Here is a 19025-nt window from a genome sequence, read left to right on the forward strand (position 1 = left end):
GGTGCTCGTGTTCATGATGTTCGTGCTCGTGATCCTCGCAGCCACAGCCGCAGTGTTCGTCATGGTTGTGAAGGTGCTCGTGTTCATGATGTTCGTGCTCGTGATCCTCGCAGCCACAGCCGCAGTGCTCGCCATGGTGGTGAAGGTGCTCGTGTGCATGATGTTCGTGTTCGTGATCCTCGCAGCCACAGCCGCAGTGCTCGTCATGGTGGTGAAGGTGCTCGTGTTCATGATGTTCATGTTTATGATCCTCACAGCCACAGCCGCAGTGCTCGTCATGGTGGTGAAGGTGCTCGTGTTCATGATGTTCATGTTTATGATCCTCACAACCACAGCCGCAGTGCTCATGGTGGTGATGATGCTCATGTTCATGATCTTCATGGTCATGATTCTCGCAACCACAGACGCAGTGATCATCATGGTGATGGTGCTCATGATCGTGATGTTCTTCATGCTCATCATGGCTGTGATGCGCATGCTCGTGACCGCAGCCGCAGGAATCTGCGGACTTCATGGAATCTTTCTTTAATTTTTCTTCCATATGAACTCTCCTTGCTGATTCGTTTGTTTTTTATATGAATATATGAATTAATGTTCATATGACTATTTAATCATATATAAAAATCTTTGTCAACAGCTTTTCAAAGAACGGATCAAAGAAAAGTAAAATTTATTGCAAAAGAAATATAGAAAATATTAATATATTCTGAAAAAATAATCTATTTTATTATTTTTATTTATCATGTTATACTTTCAACAAGTAAAGAAAGGTAGCAACATGTACAGTATCGACTTAAACAGTGACATGGGTGAGAGCTTTGGCGCATATAAGCTTGGCGGCGATGAAGAAATCATCAAATATGTCACAACAGCAAATGTAGCATGTGGCTGGCATGCAGGCGATCCGATGGTAATGGATAAGGTAGTCCGCATGGCAAAGGAACGTGGCGTTATGGTTGGAGCCCATCCTGGATATCCGGATCTTCTTGGCTTTGGACGAAGAAAGATGGTTCTCTCTCATGATGAAGTTAAGAATTATGTCAGATACCAGATCGGAGCACTGGCTGCATTTACCAAGAGCTACGGAATGAAGCTTCAGCATGTCGCTCCTCATGGAGCAATGGGGAATGGCTGCCAGTATGACGAGGATATTTCCACAGCGATCTGTGAGGCAATCTGCGAGTATGACAAAGATCTGATCGTTTATTACTGTGCAGGAGCAGTTCTTGGTGATATCGCTGAGAGCAAGGGACTTCGTACAGCATCTGAGATTTTTGCAGATCGTGCATACATGGATGATCTTTCTCTTGTAAATTGTTAAAAGAATTATATTGTTATATGATTTCGTAAGTGATATACTTAAACATAAGGAAAACCGTGTGAAATTACAGTTTGCTTTTTGCACGGTTTCTTTTATACATGGTAGTTAGTTAAAGCTAACAACAGAACGATGTGAGAGTACTTTTGACTATACAGAAAGGAATATATAATGCTAATGAATGTTTTTGAAGGTATACTGATTCCATTTGTTGGAACAACGCTAGGTGCAGCATGCGTGTTTTTTATGAGAAAAACACTTAGCAAGTTACTGCAACGTGCACTTGCAGGGTTTGCAGCAGGTATAATGGTTGCTGCTTCAATCTGGAGTCTTCTGATTCCGGCAATTGAACAATCTGAGAATATGGGAACTTTATCGTTTGTTCCGGCAGTTGTTGGGTTCTGGATTGGTATATTGTTTTTACTCGCACTTGATCATTTGATTCCACATCTTCATGTTGGAAGTGATCAGACAGAGGGACCGAAAAGCAAACTTGGCCGTACTACGATGATGGTGTTGGCAGTTACGTTACATAATATCCCTGAAGGTATGGCAGTTGGTGTAATGTATGCAGGATTTCTTGCTGAAAATGCACAGATTACAGCAACAAGTGCACTTGCTTTATCACTTGGAATTGCTATCCAGAATTTTCCAGAAGGAGCGATTATATCCATGCCGCTTAGGGCAGAGGGTGAAAGTAAGAGAAAGGCATTTCTGGGAGGTGTACTTTCAGGAGTCGTTGAACCGATTGGAGCAATAATGACGATTCTTGTCGCACAGCTGGTAATCCCGGCATTACCATATTTACTCAGCTTTGCAGCAGGAGCTATGTTATATGTCGTGGTTGAAGAACTAATTCCGGAAATGTCTCAGGGACAGCACTCGAATATCGGTACGCTTTTCTTTGCACTTGGATTTAGTTTGATGATGATCTTGGATGTGGCACTGGGGTAAGAGGAGAGGAAAGATTCTTATGAGAATATTGATTTATGGTGCTGGTGTGATTGGATCCTTGTATGCGGCTTTATTTGCAGAAGCCGGTTATGATACAAATATTTATGCCAGAGGTAAAAGACTTGAGGCTTTAAGAAATAATGGATTGAAATATAAGAAAAATCAGGAAGTAATAAAGGCAGAGATTAGGATTCTTGGAGAACTACCAAACGATGATATTTATGATTTTGTCTTGCTTACTGTCCGGGAAAACCAGCTGTATGAAGCACTTACTGAATTGAAAAATAATAAAAGTAATACGATTGTTACAATGATAAATTCACTGGACAGTTACAATAAATGGGAAGACATTGTCGGAAAAGGAAGAATATTACCGGCTTTTCCAGGAGCAGGCGGAAGTATAAATGATGATGGTATCCTTGATGCAGCACTTACTCCAAGGTTGATTCAGCCGACAACATTTGCAGAAATATCAGGAAATAAATCCGAAAGAACTAAGCAGTTTTCAGAGATATTGAGGCATGCTCATATACCATACCAGAAAGTAACGGATATGCATCTATGGCAGCTTTGTCATCTTGCTATGGTGGTACCGATTGCAGATGCGTATTATGAATCAGACGATCCGGAGAAAGTGGGAAAAGAATGGAAAATCATGAGGAAAACAGCAGAAAGGCTGAAAAGAAATTTTAATTTTTTGCGAAAACAAAAGGGTAAACTGTCACCATGGAAAATGAATATTTTTCGCTTTTTACCATTGTCATTTCTGACGATTATGCTGGCAGTTACATTTGGAAGCAGTTTTGGAGATAAATTTATGTATCAACATGCTATGAAGGCACCAGATGAAATGAGGGAATTGCATAAGCAGTTTTATGCTTATATGAAAAAAATGAAGAAATGCGGATGCAAGGCGAAAAAGGTACAGTGATTGGAGAAAAAGCATGAAAAATGAAGAATATAAAAAATTGTCAATTAAAGAGTTTACAAAAGCAGCAGGAAGATATGAAAGTAACCATGCTGGCATTTACGAAATGTGCAAGAAAGATTATCCGGATATTCTGGAAGAATTAGAGAAGGAGCCATTTAGAGATTTATTAGATGCAGGCTGTGGGCCTGCTCCAATGATTTCTTTATTAGCAGAAAAACATCCAGACCGGCATTATACAGGACTGGATCTGACTCCGGCAATGATTGAACAGGCAAAAAAGAAAAATATACCAAATACAACATTTGTTGTAGGAGACTGTGAGAACTTTCCTTTTGAAAAGGATTCATTTGATGCAATTATTTGTTCTATGAGCTTCCATCATTATCCGGATCCACAGGCATTTTTTGACAGTGTGAAAAGATGTCTTCGCCCAAATGGAAGATTGATACTGAGAGATGTGACCAGTGACAATAAAGTATTGGTATGGCTAATGAATACATTGGAAATGCCGTTGGCAAATATATGCGGACATGGAGATGTCCAAGTGCCAACAAGAGATGTGGTCATAAAATGTTGCAAAAAAGCAGGATTAAAAGTAGAAAAATTTGAAATTCGTAAAGGTATGCGAATGCATTGTGTTGTGAGAAAACCTATGGGAAAGGCGATAGGAAATGAAAGATAAGTATCTTAGGGAAACACGAATGGTTGATTTTTCTAATCCGGCAATTCAAAAACTTATTCAAAATATGAAATGGAAGGAAATGGGTGAATTTGAAAGGATTAAGGCAATCTACAACTATGTAAGAGATGATGTTTTATTTGGATATAATATTGATGACGGAATTTCAGCTTCAAAAGTACTTGCAGATGGTTATGGACAATGTAATACAAAAGGAACTTTATTTATGGCACTTTTACGTGCCTGCAATATTCCATGCAGAGTACATGGTTTTACGATTGATAAAAGATTGCAGAAAGGGGCTATGACCGGGTTTGTTTACCGTAATGCTCCAAAAAGTATTTTCCATAGCTGGGTAGAAATTAATTTCGAAAATCAGTGGTACGAACTGGAAGCTTTCATTTTGGATAAAACCTACATAAAGAAGTTACAGGAACAAAATTCGGAATGTACAGGTGCATTTTGCGGTTATGGAGTAGCAGTCAAGGATTTCAGAAATCTCATTATTGAGTTTGATAGGAACAATACTTATATTCAGAGCGAGGGAATCAATCAGGATTTTGGTGTTTATGATTGTCCAGATGAACTGTTGAAGGAACATCATCAAGAAATTTCAGCCTTTAAAGCATTTGCTTATAGACATATTGGAAGACACCTCATGAATCGTAATGTCAGGAAGATTAGAGAACGATAGTTTTAAGCTTTTAGAATTAAAATTAAATTTGGAGGGTAATATGGCAGACAAAATACAAAATGCTTATGAAACATCAAAAAATATATATGATGATGTTCTTACGCAAAGAAATATTTTCAGCAAACTGTATATTAAGTTATTTTGGAGTGGCACTGATGATAATGATATAGCACGAAAAGTTTTATCATATGTTCCTGATGACATTTCAGGAAATCTTCTTGATGTTCCGGTTGGAACTGCTGTATTTACGGAAAACAAATGGAATTCTCTGAAAAATGCACCGATCGTCATCCTTGACGAAGCGACTGCATTTACGGATCCGGAAAATGAGAACAAGATTCAGAAGAGTATTGAAGAACTGACAAAAGGCAAGACATTGCTGGTTATTGCACATAGACTTTCCACAATCACAGATGCAGACAAAATCGTTGTTTTGAAAAATGGCTGTATAGAAGGAGCAGGAACCCAGGAAGAGCTGATTCAGAACTGTCCGCTTTATCAGCGAATGTGGCAGGCTCATGTGGGAGTAAGGCACTGGGCAGTAGGAAGCCAGAAAGAAGGTGAAGAATCATGTTTGGCACTGTAAAAAGAATCTGTATATCGGTTTTATTTTTTCCTTTTTTTCAGGCTGGTTTGCGGCAATGCCGGTCATATGGGCTGCATATATGATCGGGAAGCTTGTAGAATGCGAAGGACAGGGAAAAGCTGTCTCAACGGTTTGGATTGGGAAAAGTATCGTGATTCTGCTGTTCTTCATTTTTCTGCGCTTTCTGTTTGATTATCTGAGAGCAAGATTTCAGGAGTCGATCAGTTATGAATTGATTGCCAGAGACAGACTTGCAGTAGGAGATGCACTGAAACGTGTATCTTTAGGATATTTCCAGAATATGAATACAGGCACGATTCTCAATTCCATTACTACTGGCCTTCATACGCTGGAAGGAATGGGAATTCGTATGATTGATAACTTTGTAGGAGGTTATCTGAATTTTATCTGTATTCTTTTGTGGCTTACCTGTATGAACTGGAGAGTGGGGCTGATTGCAGTGACGGGTGCTGCTGTTTCTCTGATTCAGGATGAAATTGAAATCGAATGGAATTTTGACGATATTTTTTCAGAACAGAGATAACTTGAGCAGGACAAGAATGATTTATCAGAAGATAATAAAGGTGCTGGGACTACCTGATGGAAACGTCAGATAGTCTTCGGCAGAAAAAAATAAAATTTTTTTGTCCTATACTTGACACATCCACATATGCTGAGGCATACGTTTTGCACCAGATGTGCAGAAGCTGGCCTAGATATCAAAGTTTTACAAATGATTATGGGACATAGTGACATAAGCATTACAATGAACATATACAATCACGTAGATGCTGCAAGAGTACAGAATGAAATAAAAAAGCTTGAAAATATAATGTAATAATCAGAGCCATTCCCTTTATCGGGCGTGGCTCTTTTATGACAATTTTTGTGACAAATAAAAGAAAATAGACGCAATCAGACGAAATATTGTTTTTCATGGAAATGCTGAAAATCCTTGTAAACAAAGTGTTCTTGATATATGATGAAACAAGTCGAAGCCCGTTGTTGCTTTATGTGGCGGAAAGCGGTGGATCAAAAATCCTGGTATAAATAATATAATAAGAAGAAACGGTAAAGCAGAAAATCTTCCTGACGGACTTGTGCTTACCGTTTTTTTATTTCTGTCGTTCCCATACCTGGCCGATCGGGAAGGACGGAGTGGATTCTGCAAGAAAGTCTTCCAGTGCATTTTCGAAGAATTCCACGGCACGTTTGCTGGTGGACTTTGGATATTTATGCTTGATCTTATAGCAGACACGGTTTGGCGGTGTGTTTTTCAGTTCACTGATAAAAAGAGGCCGGTAATGGGAAAGCTCCAGGATCACAGACTGTGGTGCGACCATCCAGTTCCCCGGTTTTTTCCAGAGACGGTCCAAAAGTGTGATGGTATCTGCCGCAATGTGAGGCCTGGAAGCGGAGGAAAGCCAGCGGTCATGCCAGATCTGATAATTGTCATCCCAACTTAAAAACAGCTCCAGGGATGGATCCAGCTCATCGGTATGTATTGCCGGAGCCGGAATCACTGGCTGATCCGATTGTATCAGATAAAGTTTTTCTTCGAAGATTTTCTCTGTTATGATATTCTTGTAATGCAATTTGTGGTAGACAAATCCGATATCAATGCTGTGTTCTCCAAGAAGACCGTAGAGCTCTGAAGAGTGATGGGACTCGATGTTCAGGTCCAGCTTGGTCTGTTCATTTAAGATCCTGTCATACAGTGGTGCGAAAACAGCTACGTTCAGGCTGTCTGTACAGCCGATGGTAAGCAGCAGGGAATCCTGATTGCGCTGCAACTCCATAGTTTCCTTCCAGAGAGACATCCAGCGTTCCGCAAGGATGATAAAATCTGTTCCCTTGGCAGTCAGTTCCACCTGCTTGTGGCCTTTCTGACGGATCACAAGGGGAAAACCCAGTTCGTTCTCCAGAGATGTGAGCCGGTGGCTGACAGTAGGCTGGGAAAGAAAAAGAAGATCCGCTGTACGGGTGATGCTCTTGGTATTTACAATGGTGAGAAAGGTTTCGATTTCAGCAAGATTCATATGAACAGCTCCTTTTCTTTGGTGTTGTCTATAGGATGGTTTAAGCTTTGATAATATAAAAATTATTTATATTATACAGAGAAATTATTCGTTATTCAATAGTAAGCTTGTATGATATGATAAATACAATTAAAAAAGAAAATCAAAAGAAGAGAGGTTTTCATATGGCATTAGGATGTAGGATCAGACGAAATTTTGAAAGACCGTCAAAAGAATTAGTAGAAGCCTTCCGTGGAATTCCAGTTGCAAATATTGATGATAACTGTGGAAAGATCGCTGCCGTAGATTCCAGTATTTTCCCGCTGAACCCGAAGGCAAGACTTCTGGGAACTGCATTTACAGTAAATGCACCGGCAGGAGATAACCTTCTGTTCCATAAAGCACTGGATATGGCTCAGCCGGGAGATGTTATCGTTCTTGCAAACAAAGGAAGCAGGATAGAGTTATCCTTATCAACAACAGCCGTGGTCAGCTTGTTGTTGAGCAGGATCTGGCAGATGCTCTGAATAGTGGGAAGGTTTATGCTGCTGGTCTTGATGTTGTTTCTACTGAGCCGATCAAGGGGGATAATCCGCTTCTCAAGGCTAAAAACTGCATCATCACTCCGCATATCTCCTGGGCTGCTCAGGCTTCCAGACAGAGGATCATGGATATTACGGTTGATAATATCAAGGCTTTTCTGGATGGTAATACGGTTAACAGAGTTAACAAATAGATTTTTTTCGGTGTTTCGATTTCCTATGTATGATGTGTGAGGAAAGGACGGCTGTCTCGCTTTTTGGGGGGTGGCCGTCTTTTTCTTTGTGTGGTGGATTGAATGAACCGTACGCCGGGGATGTGGCAGCGGTACGGGCAGGGCTCCGTCGGCGGATACTGCTAAGGCTCCGGAAATCGGCTAAAAACATTGAGACAGGGGCAGAACTCGCCTCTGGCTCAGACAGCAGCCCCTGTCTCAATAACGCCGATCCCCGCAGCCTAAGCAGTATCACACCTCCTCCGCAGCAGCCCATACCGCTGCCACATCCCCGGCTGAAAATTCAACCGCAGAGAGCAGACAATAGAAGCGAATGTACATTTTGCCCAGTGCCCAAAAAACACAATATATAAAAATAAATCGGCACAGCGTTCCACGTCCAACACCGAAGCATACAGGAACCAGATCGGCACAGTGTTCCGCATCCAATACCGAAGCATACAGAAAACGGCTTCAAAACAATCCATAACCAATAAAGCAGCCGGCCGTATCCCCAAAAAAATAAATCGGCACAGCACCCCGCATCCAACACCGAAGCATACAGGAACCAGATCGGCACAGCGTCCCACAACCAACACCGAAGCATACAGGAACCAGATCGGCACAGCGTCCCACATCCAATACCCAAGCATACAGACACAAGTCAACACCCTCCCCTCATCCACAACCAAGAACTCCTTAAAAAAAGCCCGAGGGGTGTGCAGAGGGGCCGCGGCTTTGCGGCCCCTTTGCGGTTTTCTTTTTGCACAAAAAAATAGCTCCTACATCGCAAAGATGTAAGAGCTAAATTCGCTGGATGGAGAAGGATTCGAACCTTCGAAGGCGGTGCCAACAGATTTACAGTCTGCCCCCTTTGGCCACTCGGGAATCCATCCGTGAACAACAAATGTATTATATATAACATTTGATAAAATTGCAAGCTTTTTCTCAAAAAAAATAATAATTCCCACAGCATCAGCATTTTTGGTAAAATACTGGACTTACCAAAGGAAATCTGCTATTATGAGTACGGTTGGATATAAAGGACACGGTTTTTCCGTATCCTAATACAGGTTAGGAGGATTTTATCATGTTAGTAAACGCAACAGAAATGCTGAAAAAAGCAAAAGCAGGCCATTATGCAGTTGGTCAGTTCAACATCAACAACCTTGAGTGGACAAAAGCTATCCTTCAGACAGCTCAGGAGCTCAACTCTCCTGTAATCCTTGGTGTTTCCGAGGGTGCCGGTAAATACATGACAGGTTATAAGACTGTTGTAGGTATGGTTAACGGTATGATGGAAGAGCTGAACATCACTGTTCCGGTTGCTCTTCATCTTGACCACGGCAGCTATGATGGATGCCTGAAATGTGTTGAGGCTGGTTTCTCTTCCATTATGTTCGACGGATCTCATTATCCGATCGATGAGAACGTAGCTAAGACTAAAGAGCTGGTTAAGATCGTTGCTGAGCACAACATGTCTCTTGAGGCAGAGGTTGGTTCCATCGGTGGCGAGGAAGATGGTGTTGTTGGTATGGGCGAGTGCGCTGATCCTGAGGAGTGCAAGAGAGTTGCAGATCTCGGAATCAACTTCCTTGCAGCTGGTATCGGTAACATTCACGGAAAATATCCGGCTAACTGGCAGGGCTTAAGCTTTGAGACTCTGGATGCTATTCAGAAACTGACAGGAGATATGCCGCTTGTTCTTCACGGTGGTACAGGTATCCCGGCAGACATGATCAAGAAAGCGATCAGCCTTGGCGTTTCCAAGATCAATGTAAATACAGAGTGCCAGCTTGCATTTGCTGAAGCTACACGTAAATACATTGAAGAGGGTAAGGATCAGCAGGGTAAAGGATATGACCCACGTAAGCTTCTTGCACCTGGAGCAGAAGCGATCAAAGCTACTGTTAAAGAGAAAATGGAGCTTTTCGGATCTGTCAATAAAGCATGATGAATCGAAAATAATATATGGAAGAAGCCGGAATGGGAGCAAGCCTGTTCCGGCTTCTTTTTTCATGGTAAAATATCAATATTTTTACTATATAAAAAAATCAACATGTTTCTTGATTTTTTTATATAGTGAAAATGACCTCTTCGATTTACAATAATATCAAGTTAATCGAGAAGCTGATTTGAAGCTTATCGGTCAGGAATATGCGAAATGGACGTTTTAAGCATATCCGCGAAACAAATTGAATATCATATAAGGTAAAGGAGAGGTACGATTATGAGAATGAAAAAAGCAACAGCATTTGGTCTTGCAGCTTTAATGGCAGCTACCATGATCCCGGCAGTTCCTGCTATGGCAAAAGGGGATGACAGTGAAGGCTCTGTTTATTATCTGAATTTTAAACCGGAGCAGGCAGATCAGTGGTCAGACCTGGCAAAGAAATACACCGATGAGACTGGTGTACCGGTTACCGTTGTTACAGCTGCTTCCGGAACTTATGAGTCTACTCTGAAATCAGAGATGGCCAAGGATGAGGTTCCGACACTGTTCCAGGTTAACGGACCGGTTGGACTTGCATCCTGGAAGGATTATTGCTATGACCTGAAAGACAGCGATGTTTACAAAAATGTGGAGAGTGACGATTTCGTACTGAAGGAGGACAGCGGTGCAGTTGACGGTATCGCCTATGTAATTGAAACATATGGAATTATTTACAACAAAGCGCTTCTTAAGAAATACTGTGAGATGGATGGCGCTGTGATCAAGTCTGCAGATGAGATCAACAATTTTGAGACATTAAAGAAGGTTGCAGATGATATCCAGGCTAAGAAAGATGACCTTGGAGTTGACGGTGCATTTACTTCCGCAGGCTTTGATTCTTCCAGTGACTGGCGCTTCAAGACACACCTTGCAAACCTTCCAATCTATTATGAGTACAAAGAAGACGGAATCACATCCACAGATGCGATCAAAGGGACCTATCTTGACAACTTCAAGAACCTGTTTGACCTTTATATCACAGATTCTACCTGTGAGCCAAGCCTTCTTTCCAGCAAGACTATCGATGATGCAAATGCTGAATTTGGTCTTGGAGAGGCTGTGTTCTATCAGAATGGAACCTGGGCTTATGATAACATCAAAGATAACGAAGTAGCAGACGAGGATATGGGAATGCTTCCAATCTATATTGGTGTAGATGGTGAAGAGGACCAGGGACTTTGCACAGGCAGTGAGAACTACTGGTGCGTAAACAAAAAAGCAGATGAGAAGGATATCCAGGCAACTCTTGATTTCCTCAGCTGGGTTATCACAAGTGATGAAGGAAGAGAATCTATAAGCCAGGAAATGGGATTTACAACACCATTCAAGACCTTTGATGAGAATTATGAGTCTGCAAATCCGCTTGTAAAAGCAGCCGACGAATATGTAAAAGCTGGTAAAACTCCGGTTTCATGGAACTTTACAACCATGCCTTCTGAAGAGTGGAAAAACCAGGTCGGCAGTGCAATGCTTGAGTATGCACAGGGTACCGGCGAGTGGGATGCTGTGAAAACTGCATTTGTTGACGGATGGGCAAAAGAGTACAAAGCAGCAAATGAAGGCTGATAAGGTATAACTGAAACGTGATCACGAAGGGGTGGGCGGTTTCCGCCTGCCTCTTTTAATGAAGAGAGGATGTGTAAAGTAGGGAAGGATGCATCCTCAGGAGAAAGGAAGAGAAAACATGCAGAATAAGATGATGAAAAAGTATTTTCCGGTTTTTGTCCTGCCTACCCTGCTGGCATTTACCATTGGATTTATCGTTCCCTTTATCATGGGCGTATATCTTTCCTTCTGTAAATTTACCACAGTAACGGATGCAAAATTCGTGGGATTACAGAACTATGTGAAGATTTTTACTGAGGATGGAACCTTTGGACATGCATTATGGTACACCACCGCATTTACGGTTGTATCAGTAGTTCTGATCAATGTGATCGGTTTTGCAGTTGCGTTGCTTCTGACCAAGAAGATCAAAGGAACCAATATATTCCGTACCGTATTTTTTATGCCAAACCTGATCGGTGGAATCATCCTTGGTTATGTATGGCAGCTTCTGTTAAACGGTCTGCTTCTTCAGATCAATAAAACACTTACATATTCTTCTGTTTACGGATTCTGGGGTCTTGTGATCCTGATGTGCTGGCAGCAGATCGGATATATGATGATCATTTACATTGCAGGTATCCAGAATATCCCGGGTGAACTGATCGAGGCTGCACAGATCGATGGTGCGAACAAAGGACAGCTTCTGAAGCATGTGATCATTCCTATGGTCATGCCGTCCATCACCATCTGTACTTTCCTGACACTTACCAACTCCTTCAAGCTTTTTGACCAGAACCTTGCTCTTACAAATGGTGAGCCTTCCAATATGTCAGAAATGCTTGCACTGAATATTTACAATACCTTCTATGGACGTACCGGATGGGAAGGTGTAGGACAGGCGAAGGCCGTGATCTTCTTTATCCTGGTTGGAGCAATTGCCATGATCCAGAATCGTCTCACAAGAAGTAAGGAGGTACAGCAGTAATGAATAAAAAAGTAAAATTCAGCGGTCTGTGGACTGCGATCCTGAGTGTGGTATCTGTTGCTTATATTTTCCCGATCCTTCTGGTTTTGATCAATTCTTTTAAGAAAAAAGCATACATCAGCCGTTATCCCTTTGCAATCCCAACGGATAAAATGTTCGTAGGTCTGGAAAACTATGTAAATGGTCTCACAAAAACCGGATTTTTCCAGGCATTTGGATGGACATTATTTATCACAGTATTTTCTGTTGCGGTAATTCTGCTCTGTACCTCCATGTGTGCCTGGTACATCAACCGTGTTACCAACACGCTGACAAAAACCATGTACATGCTGTGCCTGTTTTCCATGGTCGTACCATTCCAGATGGTAATGTTTACTCTTTCCAAGATCGCAAACATCCTGAAACTGAATACTCCGTGGGGACTGATCATCATTTATCTTGGATATGGAGCAGGACTTGCGGTATTTATGTTCAGCGGTTTTGTAAAATCCATTCCGATCGAGATCGAAGAAGCTGCCATGATCGATGGCTGTACCCCGATCCAGACATTTTTTAAAGTGGTTCTTCCGGTTATGAAACCGACCTGTGTAACTGTAGCGATCCTGGAAACCATGTGGATCTGGAATGATTATCTTCTTCCATATCTGGTACTTGATATCAAGAAATATAAAACCATTTCCATTGCCATCCAGTATCTGAAGGGCGGTTACGGAACCATTGATATGGGAGCGATGATGGGCGTTCTTGTTCTTTCCATCATTCCGATCATTGCCTTCTATCTTGCATGCCAGAAATATATCATTGAAGGTGTGGTTGCAGGAGCTGTTAAGGGCTGACAAATTAGTTGAATAATGTTAAAATGAAAGAAAAACGGCCTGCTCTGCGTGCTTTTACGTGGATCAGGCCATATTTGGCGAGGTGAGGAATGTACAGAGTTTTGGTGGTAGATGATGAAAAACTGGAACGTGACGGAATCCGCTTTCTTCTGTCTATGGAGGAGGGAGAGTGGGAGATTTATGAGGCGGCTAATGGCAAGCTGGCATTAAATGAGCTGAGAAAGCATCCGGTGGATCTGATGCTGACAGATATCAAAATGCCTCATATGGATGGTCTGGAGCTTTCAAAAAAAGCAAGAGAGGAATATCCGGATCTGGAAATTATCATTTTCAGCGGTTATGGAGATTTTGCTTTTGCTCAGGAGGCGATCCGCTATGGTGTGACGGATTATGTACTGAAACCGGTGGATCCGGACCGCTTTCATGACACCATACAGAAGATCCAGAAGGAGATCGCATCCCGGAAAAATAAAGAGCAGCAGTCCATAAAAGAAAAGAGCTTTCTTCAGCAGTATTTTCTGCTGGGCTACATTTATTCCGGAGATCAGGAGCGTCTGAAGGAAGCGGAAGGAATTGTGGATTTTTCTGTCTGGGAGCAGTGGCACTGTGCAATTCTTATTGAATCGGATGAAGCTTTTTTTGATTCTGCCAGTGATGAGGTTCCCCTTGAGATCCGGGAAGAGCTTCGCCGTTCTTTCTTCTATTTGAATCTTAATGGCCGTCAGTCTTTGCTTCTTTTTAAGGATGTGTACTGTGATTATGTCCTTGTGGCAAAAAATGTCTATAATCTTCTGAAGCGCCTTCATCCTGTTCGCTTTCATCTGGCTGTAAGCCGGCGTTTTGACGGATATCAGGAATTGCCGGAAATCATGGAACAGCTGGAGCAGCAGATGGAAGAAAAATTTTATCATCCGGATATCCATGTCTACACCAGCGAGGAGGACGAGGAAAAAAATACCGGAGAAGAGGAGCAGGATTCCAGGCTTATGGAAAAAATCTCAGAAGATATTTCCAGAAAGGATGTGAAGCAGCTGTGGAGCCATTTCCGCAGCCTGGCATCCAAATATCAGTCCAATACCCAGTTTTCGGCCATGTATGTGAAATTTGTTTTTTCCAATGTGATAAGGGAGCTGTTTCAGGAGAATCGTTTTGCCGGAGAGCACAGGCTGGATCTGGAGGTGGATCATCTGTATGGCTGTTCTACCATTCAGGAGATCATTGAGGTTACAGAAAAAAATATCCGCCAGTACGAGGAGTTCCTGGACCGTTCCATGAGCGAATCCAGAGATGAGGTGGCAGCAGTCAAAAATTATATTTACAATCACTATGCGGAAGATCTGAATCTGGAAACACTGGCAGAAAAAGTATATCTTTCTTCCGGCTATCTCAGCTTTATTTTCAAGAAGGAGACGGGGATGAACCTGAATCGTTTTATCCGTGTGTTCCGCATGGAAAAGGCCAAGGAGCTTCTACGAACTACCAACATGAAAGTAGCCATGGTCAGCGAGCAGGTAGGATTTGCCAATTCTTCGTATTTCTGCCGGAGCTTCCGGGAATATTACGGAAGCAGCCCGGAGTCCTATCGGAAAGGAAACAATGAGGATGAAGAGTCTTCTGAAGAAGTATAATAATATGAAATACCGGTACAAGCTGACAAATCTTCTTGTGGTGGTATCCCTGGTGCCGATGACTGTGTTGGCACTGTATAGTCACAGTCGTATGAGTAGTCTTGTACGGAAAAATGAGATGGAGGATATGTACTCCATTTTGGAGCAGACCAGAGAAAACATTGACGGGCAGATCGAAATTTATGCCAGCCTTTTGAATTATCTTACCTATTCTCCTGAAATCCAGGAGGTGATCTTCAACAAAGATATGGATCGTTATACTGCATATGAACAGTATACGGAAGTTGTGGATCCGCTATTGACGGTGCCGAAATCCTACCACGAAGCAATTCTGGGGATACATCTTTTTGCAGAAAGCATTCCCGTGCGCCATGAATATACCTTGGCTCCGCTTTCAGAGGTTGATGGGGAATGGTGGAGTGACAAATTAAATAATACCGTGACGGTTCAGTGGATCGTGGACCGGGATAATCGTCAGATTGCGGCAGTCAGGGAAATATATGATGGTAAGATCAGGGAGGCTGTGCTCTGTATTTTGTTGGATTACGGAAAAGTATTCCAGCCTCTGGCTAATATTATTGAACGGAATTCCGGAGGCTTTGTGGTGGATGATCAGCAAAATATCGTCTATCATGGAGAAAATCTGGCGGCCAGTGATATTTCAGCACAGAAAGAAACCGCAAAAAAGCTGGATCGTCTGAGGGAAGAATATACCTATGTCAGCAGCAGCGGACATGAAACAAGATGGACCTATTATTTTTACAAACCTCCGGCTGTGATCGAGAGCTCGGTTTCAAAAGTATTGATCAGTGAGATCCCACTGATCGGCTTCTGTGTTGTGATCATCATTGTGCTTGGAATGACGTTTTCTAAGCTGTTTACCAGAAAGATTGAGCAGCTTACCAGAAATATGGAACAGGTGAACCAGGGAAGCCGTGAAGTTACGGTTTACAGTGATTCTGGAGATGAGGTAGGACAGCTGGTGAGAAGCTTTCACCATATGATGGATGAAATTAATCGACTGATCGAAGAAGTGTATGAAAATAAGATCGCTCTGAAGGAATTTGAACTGAAAGCGCTGACTGCCCAGATCAATCCCCATTTTCTTTATAATTCTCTTTCTATTATAAACTGGATGGCGATTAAGAGCCGTCAGAAGGAGATCAGCCGTGTGACACTGGCATTATCTACATTTTACCGGACAGCGCTCAGTAAGGGAGCAGATATGGTGACTGTGGAAACCTGTATTCGGAATATCGAAGCTTATCTGGAAATCCAGCTGATCATGCATGACAATGATTTTAAGGTGGAGTGGAATATCGATCCGTCTGTGCAGCAGGAGTTGGTTCCGAAGCTTGCCCTGCAGCCCATCGTTGAGAATGCTCTGGAGCATGGCCTGGATGTGAAGGAGGAAGGGGAAAAGCTTCTGAAACTTTATTTCTTTGAAGAGAATGGAGATGTAGTGATCCGGGTTGAAGATAACGGAATAGGGATGGAGCAGGAGCAGGCAGAAAAGCTGCTCACATATCAGGCAAAAGGCTATGGCCTTAAAAATGTCAATGACCGTATGTGCATTTTATATGGAGAGAAATATGCCATCCGGATCCTGAGCAAGGTAGGTGAGGGGACAAGCGTTGATATGAGGATCCCGAAAGAGGTAAAAAAAGATGAGACTTAGTCTGGGAAAAACAGTGGTATTTCTGAGTACGATACTGAGCCTGGCACTTTTGACGGGGTGTTCTTTAGGAACTGCAGAAATGGAAAAAACAGATATAGATGTTCTGTCCGAAAAGAACAGTAAGAGCTGGGAACAGGCAGAAACCACGCCTCTGGGGAAATATCCGGAGCTTGTAACTTATACTCTGGGACAGATGAAAGGGGCTAATAATTCTAATCTTCCGGACGGGCAGACTTATGAGGACAATGCATATACCCGGTATCTGAAAAAAACACTGAATATTCAGAATAAGAATGTTTTTATGGAGAGTGAGGAGCGGTATGACGAAGCCCTGAACATCCTGGTCAAAGATCGGAATCTTCCGGATATTTTTCTGGTGTCGGACAGGGAAACTCTGGAAGAACTGGTTGAAAATGATCTTATCGAGGATCTGACGGAAGTATATAAAAGCTGCGCTTCCGATAAAATAAAGGAAATGTATGAGAGCTATGGAGAGGAACTTTTGGCATCCGGGACTTTTGACGGAAAACTGTTTGCACTTCCGGAGACTGCTATTGATGATGGGCCGCAACTTTTATGGCTGAGACGTGACTGGATAGAGCAGCTGGGACTGAAAGAACCGAAGACACTGGAAGAGGCTTTTTCAGTGATCCGTGCGTTTCAGGAAAACCGGATGGGTGCAGAGGATGGTGAAGATCCTGTGGGACTTGTCTGTGATCCGGGACTTGTGGGCACGGTCAGCACCAGCTATTCGGTGGATTCTGTGTTTGAAAAGTTCGGGGCATATCCGCAGCAGTGGATTGAAAATGCAGATGGAGAAATTGTCTATGGATCGCTGACGGAGGAGACAAAGGAGGCTCTGGGGTATCTCAGAGAGCTTTACAGGCGGGGAATACTGGATTCGGATTTTGCTTTACGTGCACAGAATAATATCCGTGATCTGGTGGTGAATGGAAAATGCGGAGCGTTTTTCGGGCTCTGGTGGACTCCGAATAATCCTCTTATGGATGAGTATCGGAAGAATAAAGAGGCAGACTGGGAACCGTATTATCTGACTGCGGATGTAAAGCGGACTGTGGAGGTATACTCTACGTTTCGAGATAATAAATATGTAGTTGTGCGTAAAGGGTATGAGCATCCGGAGATCGCAATGAAGATTTTGAGTGTGTTGTTTGACCATTCCAGATATGAGGCAGAGGATGCGGATGAGATGAACACTTATTTTGCCTTGAATGTGGATCCTACGGCGCGTCCGCTAATGATCAATGTGGATTATAATGAGGCTACTTATATAGTGACAAAGCATATCCGTGAGGTTCTTTACAGTCCGGGCGATAAGAAGACCAGGGAGGATCTCAGTGCCATTGAGGCGTCTTATTTTGATGCGTGTAAGGAGTATCTTGAGGCGGAGGTGCCTTCGGTAGAGGCCTGGGCGGCGTATAAGTCCAGGATCTCGGCGGTGGGGCTTCTGGTGGATGCGAATTACCGTGCTCCGGAGAAGAAGTATCTGGGGGATGGTGACGGGGAGATTCCTCAGACTTTGCGTTTGCTGGAGAAGAACGCATTTATCCAGATCATTATGGGGAGGATGCCTGTGAGCTCTTTTGACTCTTTTGTGGAAGATTGGTATCGTAAGGGTGGAGACAGTCTTACGGAGCGGGTTCGGGAAGGGCTTGTGGACTCGTGAGGCGGATGTATAGAGGGACGCTAGAGGAAGGTGGCATTGGTCCGGGATGGATGTTGTTGGGATTTTGTGAGGCGGATGTATAGAGGGACGCCAGAGGAAGGTGGTATCGCTCCGGGAGTGGAGGCAGTCGGGGATGTTTTTGGGGTTTTGAGAGGTGGATGTATAGAGGGACGCCAGAGGAAGGTGGCATCGCTCCGGGCAGGGACTCCGTCGGGGGATACTACTAGGGCTCCGTGAGACGGCTAAAAGCATTGCGGCAGGGTCAGAACTCGCCTGCGGCTCAGACAGCAGACCCTGCCGCAATAACGCCGTCTCCCGCAGCCCAAGTAGTAATCACCCCTCCTCCGCAGCAGCCCGGCCCGATGCCACCTTCCTCTGGCTGACGCTTCCAACCGACAGGAAAAAACATGCGGGGGATGGAAGCGGACTGGGCGTCCTGTCCTGAAATGTCAGACTGGTACAGAATATTCCTATAAGTATCGAAGAATACAGAAACAGGATCGGCCCAGCGTATCACCATAAATATCGAAGAATACAGGGACCAGATCGGCCCAGCGTACCACTATAAGTACCGAAGAATCCCAGAACCAGATCGCAGATCGGCACAGTGTACCACCATAAGTACCGAAGAATACAGAAACCAGATCGGCACAACGTTCCATTCTGAGTACCGCAGCATACAGACAAAAGTCAACAACGCAGCACACACAACAACGCAGAACTCCTTCCGTGCCCA

Annotated in this window: 18 protein-coding genes, 1 tRNA gene and 2 pseudogenes; 18 read left to right on the forward strand and 3 right to left on the reverse strand. The window is 43.1% G+C overall.

Annotated elements, in window-relative coordinates; all coding sequences use genetic code 11:
* The 9 genes and pseudogenes from NCY57_RS15295 to NCY57_RS15335 all read left to right on the forward strand — a co-directional run.
* A partial coding sequence (locus NCY57_RS15295; protein WP_330639016.1) for a hypothetical protein occupies positions 1-529 on the forward strand: 529 nt, incomplete at its 5' end.
* Positions 530-778: 249 nt separating this feature from the next.
* Complete coding sequence (locus NCY57_RS15300; RefSeq protein WP_330409194.1) at positions 779-1321, forward strand: 5-oxoprolinase subunit PxpA; 543 nt, start codon at positions 779-781, stop codon at positions 1319-1321.
* Between the two features lie 168 nt (positions 1322-1489).
* Complete coding sequence (locus NCY57_RS15305) at positions 1490-2272, forward strand: ZIP family metal transporter (RefSeq protein ID WP_199868607.1); 783 nt, start codon at positions 1490-1492, stop codon at positions 2270-2272.
* A gap of 19 nt (positions 2273-2291) precedes the next feature.
* Positions 2292-3203, forward strand: a complete 912-nt coding sequence (locus NCY57_RS15310) for a ketopantoate reductase family protein (protein ID WP_129975382.1) — start codon at positions 2292-2294, stop codon at positions 3201-3203.
* Positions 3204-3216: 13 nt separating this feature from the next.
* Complete coding sequence (locus tag NCY57_RS15315) at positions 3217-3885, forward strand: class I SAM-dependent methyltransferase (RefSeq protein ID WP_118377725.1); 669 nt, start codon at positions 3217-3219, stop codon at positions 3883-3885.
* Positions 3875-4576 carry a transglutaminase-like domain-containing protein gene (locus tag NCY57_RS15320; protein WP_015527132.1) on the forward strand — a complete coding sequence of 234 codons (702 nt, stop codon included), beginning with the start codon at positions 3875-3877 and terminating at the stop codon, positions 4574-4576. The genes NCY57_RS15315 and NCY57_RS15320 overlap by 11 nt, the downstream gene beginning before the upstream one ends.
* Positions 4577-4844: 268 nt before the next feature.
* Positions 4845-5162: pseudogene (locus NCY57_RS15325) on the forward strand (ABC transporter ATP-binding protein); the annotation flags it as partial.
* Positions 5137-5706 (forward strand): ABC transporter transmembrane domain-containing protein, encoded by a 570-nt coding sequence (locus NCY57_RS15330; protein WP_250789810.1) that lies wholly within the window; start codon positions 5137-5139, stop codon positions 5704-5706. The pseudogene NCY57_RS15325 and the gene NCY57_RS15330, both read left to right, overlap by 26 nt.
* A 126-nt stretch (positions 5707-5832) precedes the next feature.
* The gene (locus NCY57_RS15335; RefSeq protein ID WP_110925739.1) at positions 5833-6000 is read left to right on the forward strand and encodes a tyrosine-type recombinase/integrase; all 168 of its coding nucleotides are present in this window, start codon (positions 5833-5835) and stop codon (positions 5998-6000) included.
* A gap of 277 nt (positions 6001-6277) precedes the next feature.
* Here the strand turns inward: NCY57_RS15335 and NCY57_RS15340 are convergent, their stop codons facing one another.
* On the reverse strand, positions 6278-7201 hold the full coding sequence (locus NCY57_RS15340) for a LysR family transcriptional regulator (RefSeq protein WP_015527133.1): 924 nt from the start codon (positions 7199-7201) through the stop codon (positions 6278-6280).
* A gap of 164 nt (positions 7202-7365) precedes the next feature.
* On the opposite strand from NCY57_RS15340, the gene NCY57_RS15345 reads away from it, so the two are divergent.
* Positions 7366-7707, forward strand: a complete 342-nt coding sequence (locus NCY57_RS15345) for a demethylmenaquinone methyltransferase (protein ID WP_015527134.1) — start codon at positions 7366-7368, stop codon at positions 7705-7707.
* Positions 7638-7916 (forward strand): annotated as a pseudogene (locus NCY57_RS17105) (NAD(P)-dependent oxidoreductase); the annotation flags it as partial. The gene NCY57_RS15345 and the pseudogene NCY57_RS17105, both read left to right, overlap by 70 nt.
* Before the next feature lie 832 nt (positions 7917-8748).
* Here the strand turns inward: NCY57_RS17105 and NCY57_RS15355 are convergent.
* Positions 8749-8830: transfer RNA gene (locus tag NCY57_RS15355), tRNA-Tyr, on the reverse strand.
* Positions 8831-9024: 194 nt separating this feature from the next.
* On the opposite strand from NCY57_RS15355, the gene fba reads away from it, so the two are divergent.
* The 7 genes from fba (at position 9025) to NCY57_RS15390 (ending at position 18289) form a co-directional block, all read left to right on the forward strand.
* The gene (gene fba, locus NCY57_RS15360; RefSeq protein ID WP_015527136.1) at positions 9025-9888 is read left to right on the forward strand and encodes a class II fructose-1,6-bisphosphate aldolase; all 864 of its coding nucleotides are present in this window, start codon (positions 9025-9027) and stop codon (positions 9886-9888) included.
* 276 nt (positions 9889-10164) lie between these two features.
* Positions 10165-11493, forward strand: a complete 1329-nt coding sequence (locus NCY57_RS15365; protein WP_021650828.1) for an ABC transporter substrate-binding protein — start codon at positions 10165-10167, stop codon at positions 11491-11493.
* A gap of 118 nt (positions 11494-11611) precedes the next feature.
* Positions 11612-12460, forward strand: coding sequence for a carbohydrate ABC transporter permease (locus NCY57_RS15370; RefSeq protein WP_110104281.1), 849 nt, complete (start codon positions 11612-11614; stop codon positions 12458-12460).
* Positions 12460-13296, forward strand: coding sequence for a carbohydrate ABC transporter permease (locus NCY57_RS15375; RefSeq protein WP_021650827.1), 837 nt, complete (start codon positions 12460-12462; stop codon positions 13294-13296). The genes NCY57_RS15370 and NCY57_RS15375 overlap by 1 nt, the downstream gene beginning before the upstream one ends.
* An 89-nt stretch (positions 13297-13385) precedes the next feature.
* On the forward strand, positions 13386-14924 hold the full coding sequence (locus tag NCY57_RS15380; protein WP_059085412.1) for a response regulator transcription factor: 1539 nt from the start codon (positions 13386-13388) through the stop codon (positions 14922-14924).
* Positions 14899-16602, forward strand: coding sequence for a sensor histidine kinase (locus tag NCY57_RS15385; protein WP_021650824.1), 1704 nt, complete (start codon positions 14899-14901; stop codon positions 16600-16602). Before NCY57_RS15380 ends, NCY57_RS15385 begins: the two co-directional genes overlap by 26 nt.
* Positions 16592-18289, forward strand: coding sequence for an extracellular solute-binding protein (locus tag NCY57_RS15390; RefSeq protein ID WP_129975390.1), 1698 nt, complete (start codon positions 16592-16594; stop codon positions 18287-18289). Before NCY57_RS15385 ends, NCY57_RS15390 begins: the two co-directional genes overlap by 11 nt.
* A 470-nt stretch (positions 18290-18759) precedes the next feature.
* Here the strand turns inward: NCY57_RS15390 and NCY57_RS15395 are convergent.
* On the reverse strand, positions 18760-19025 hold a 266-nt coding region (locus NCY57_RS15395; RefSeq protein WP_250789811.1), incomplete at its 5' end, for a hypothetical protein.

Origin of the sequence: Blautia sp. MB18-30 (assembly GCF_023669475.1) — a bacterium.
Taxonomy (GTDB): domain Bacteria; phylum Bacillota; class Clostridia; order Lachnospirales; family Lachnospiraceae; genus Blautia_A; species Blautia_A fusiformis.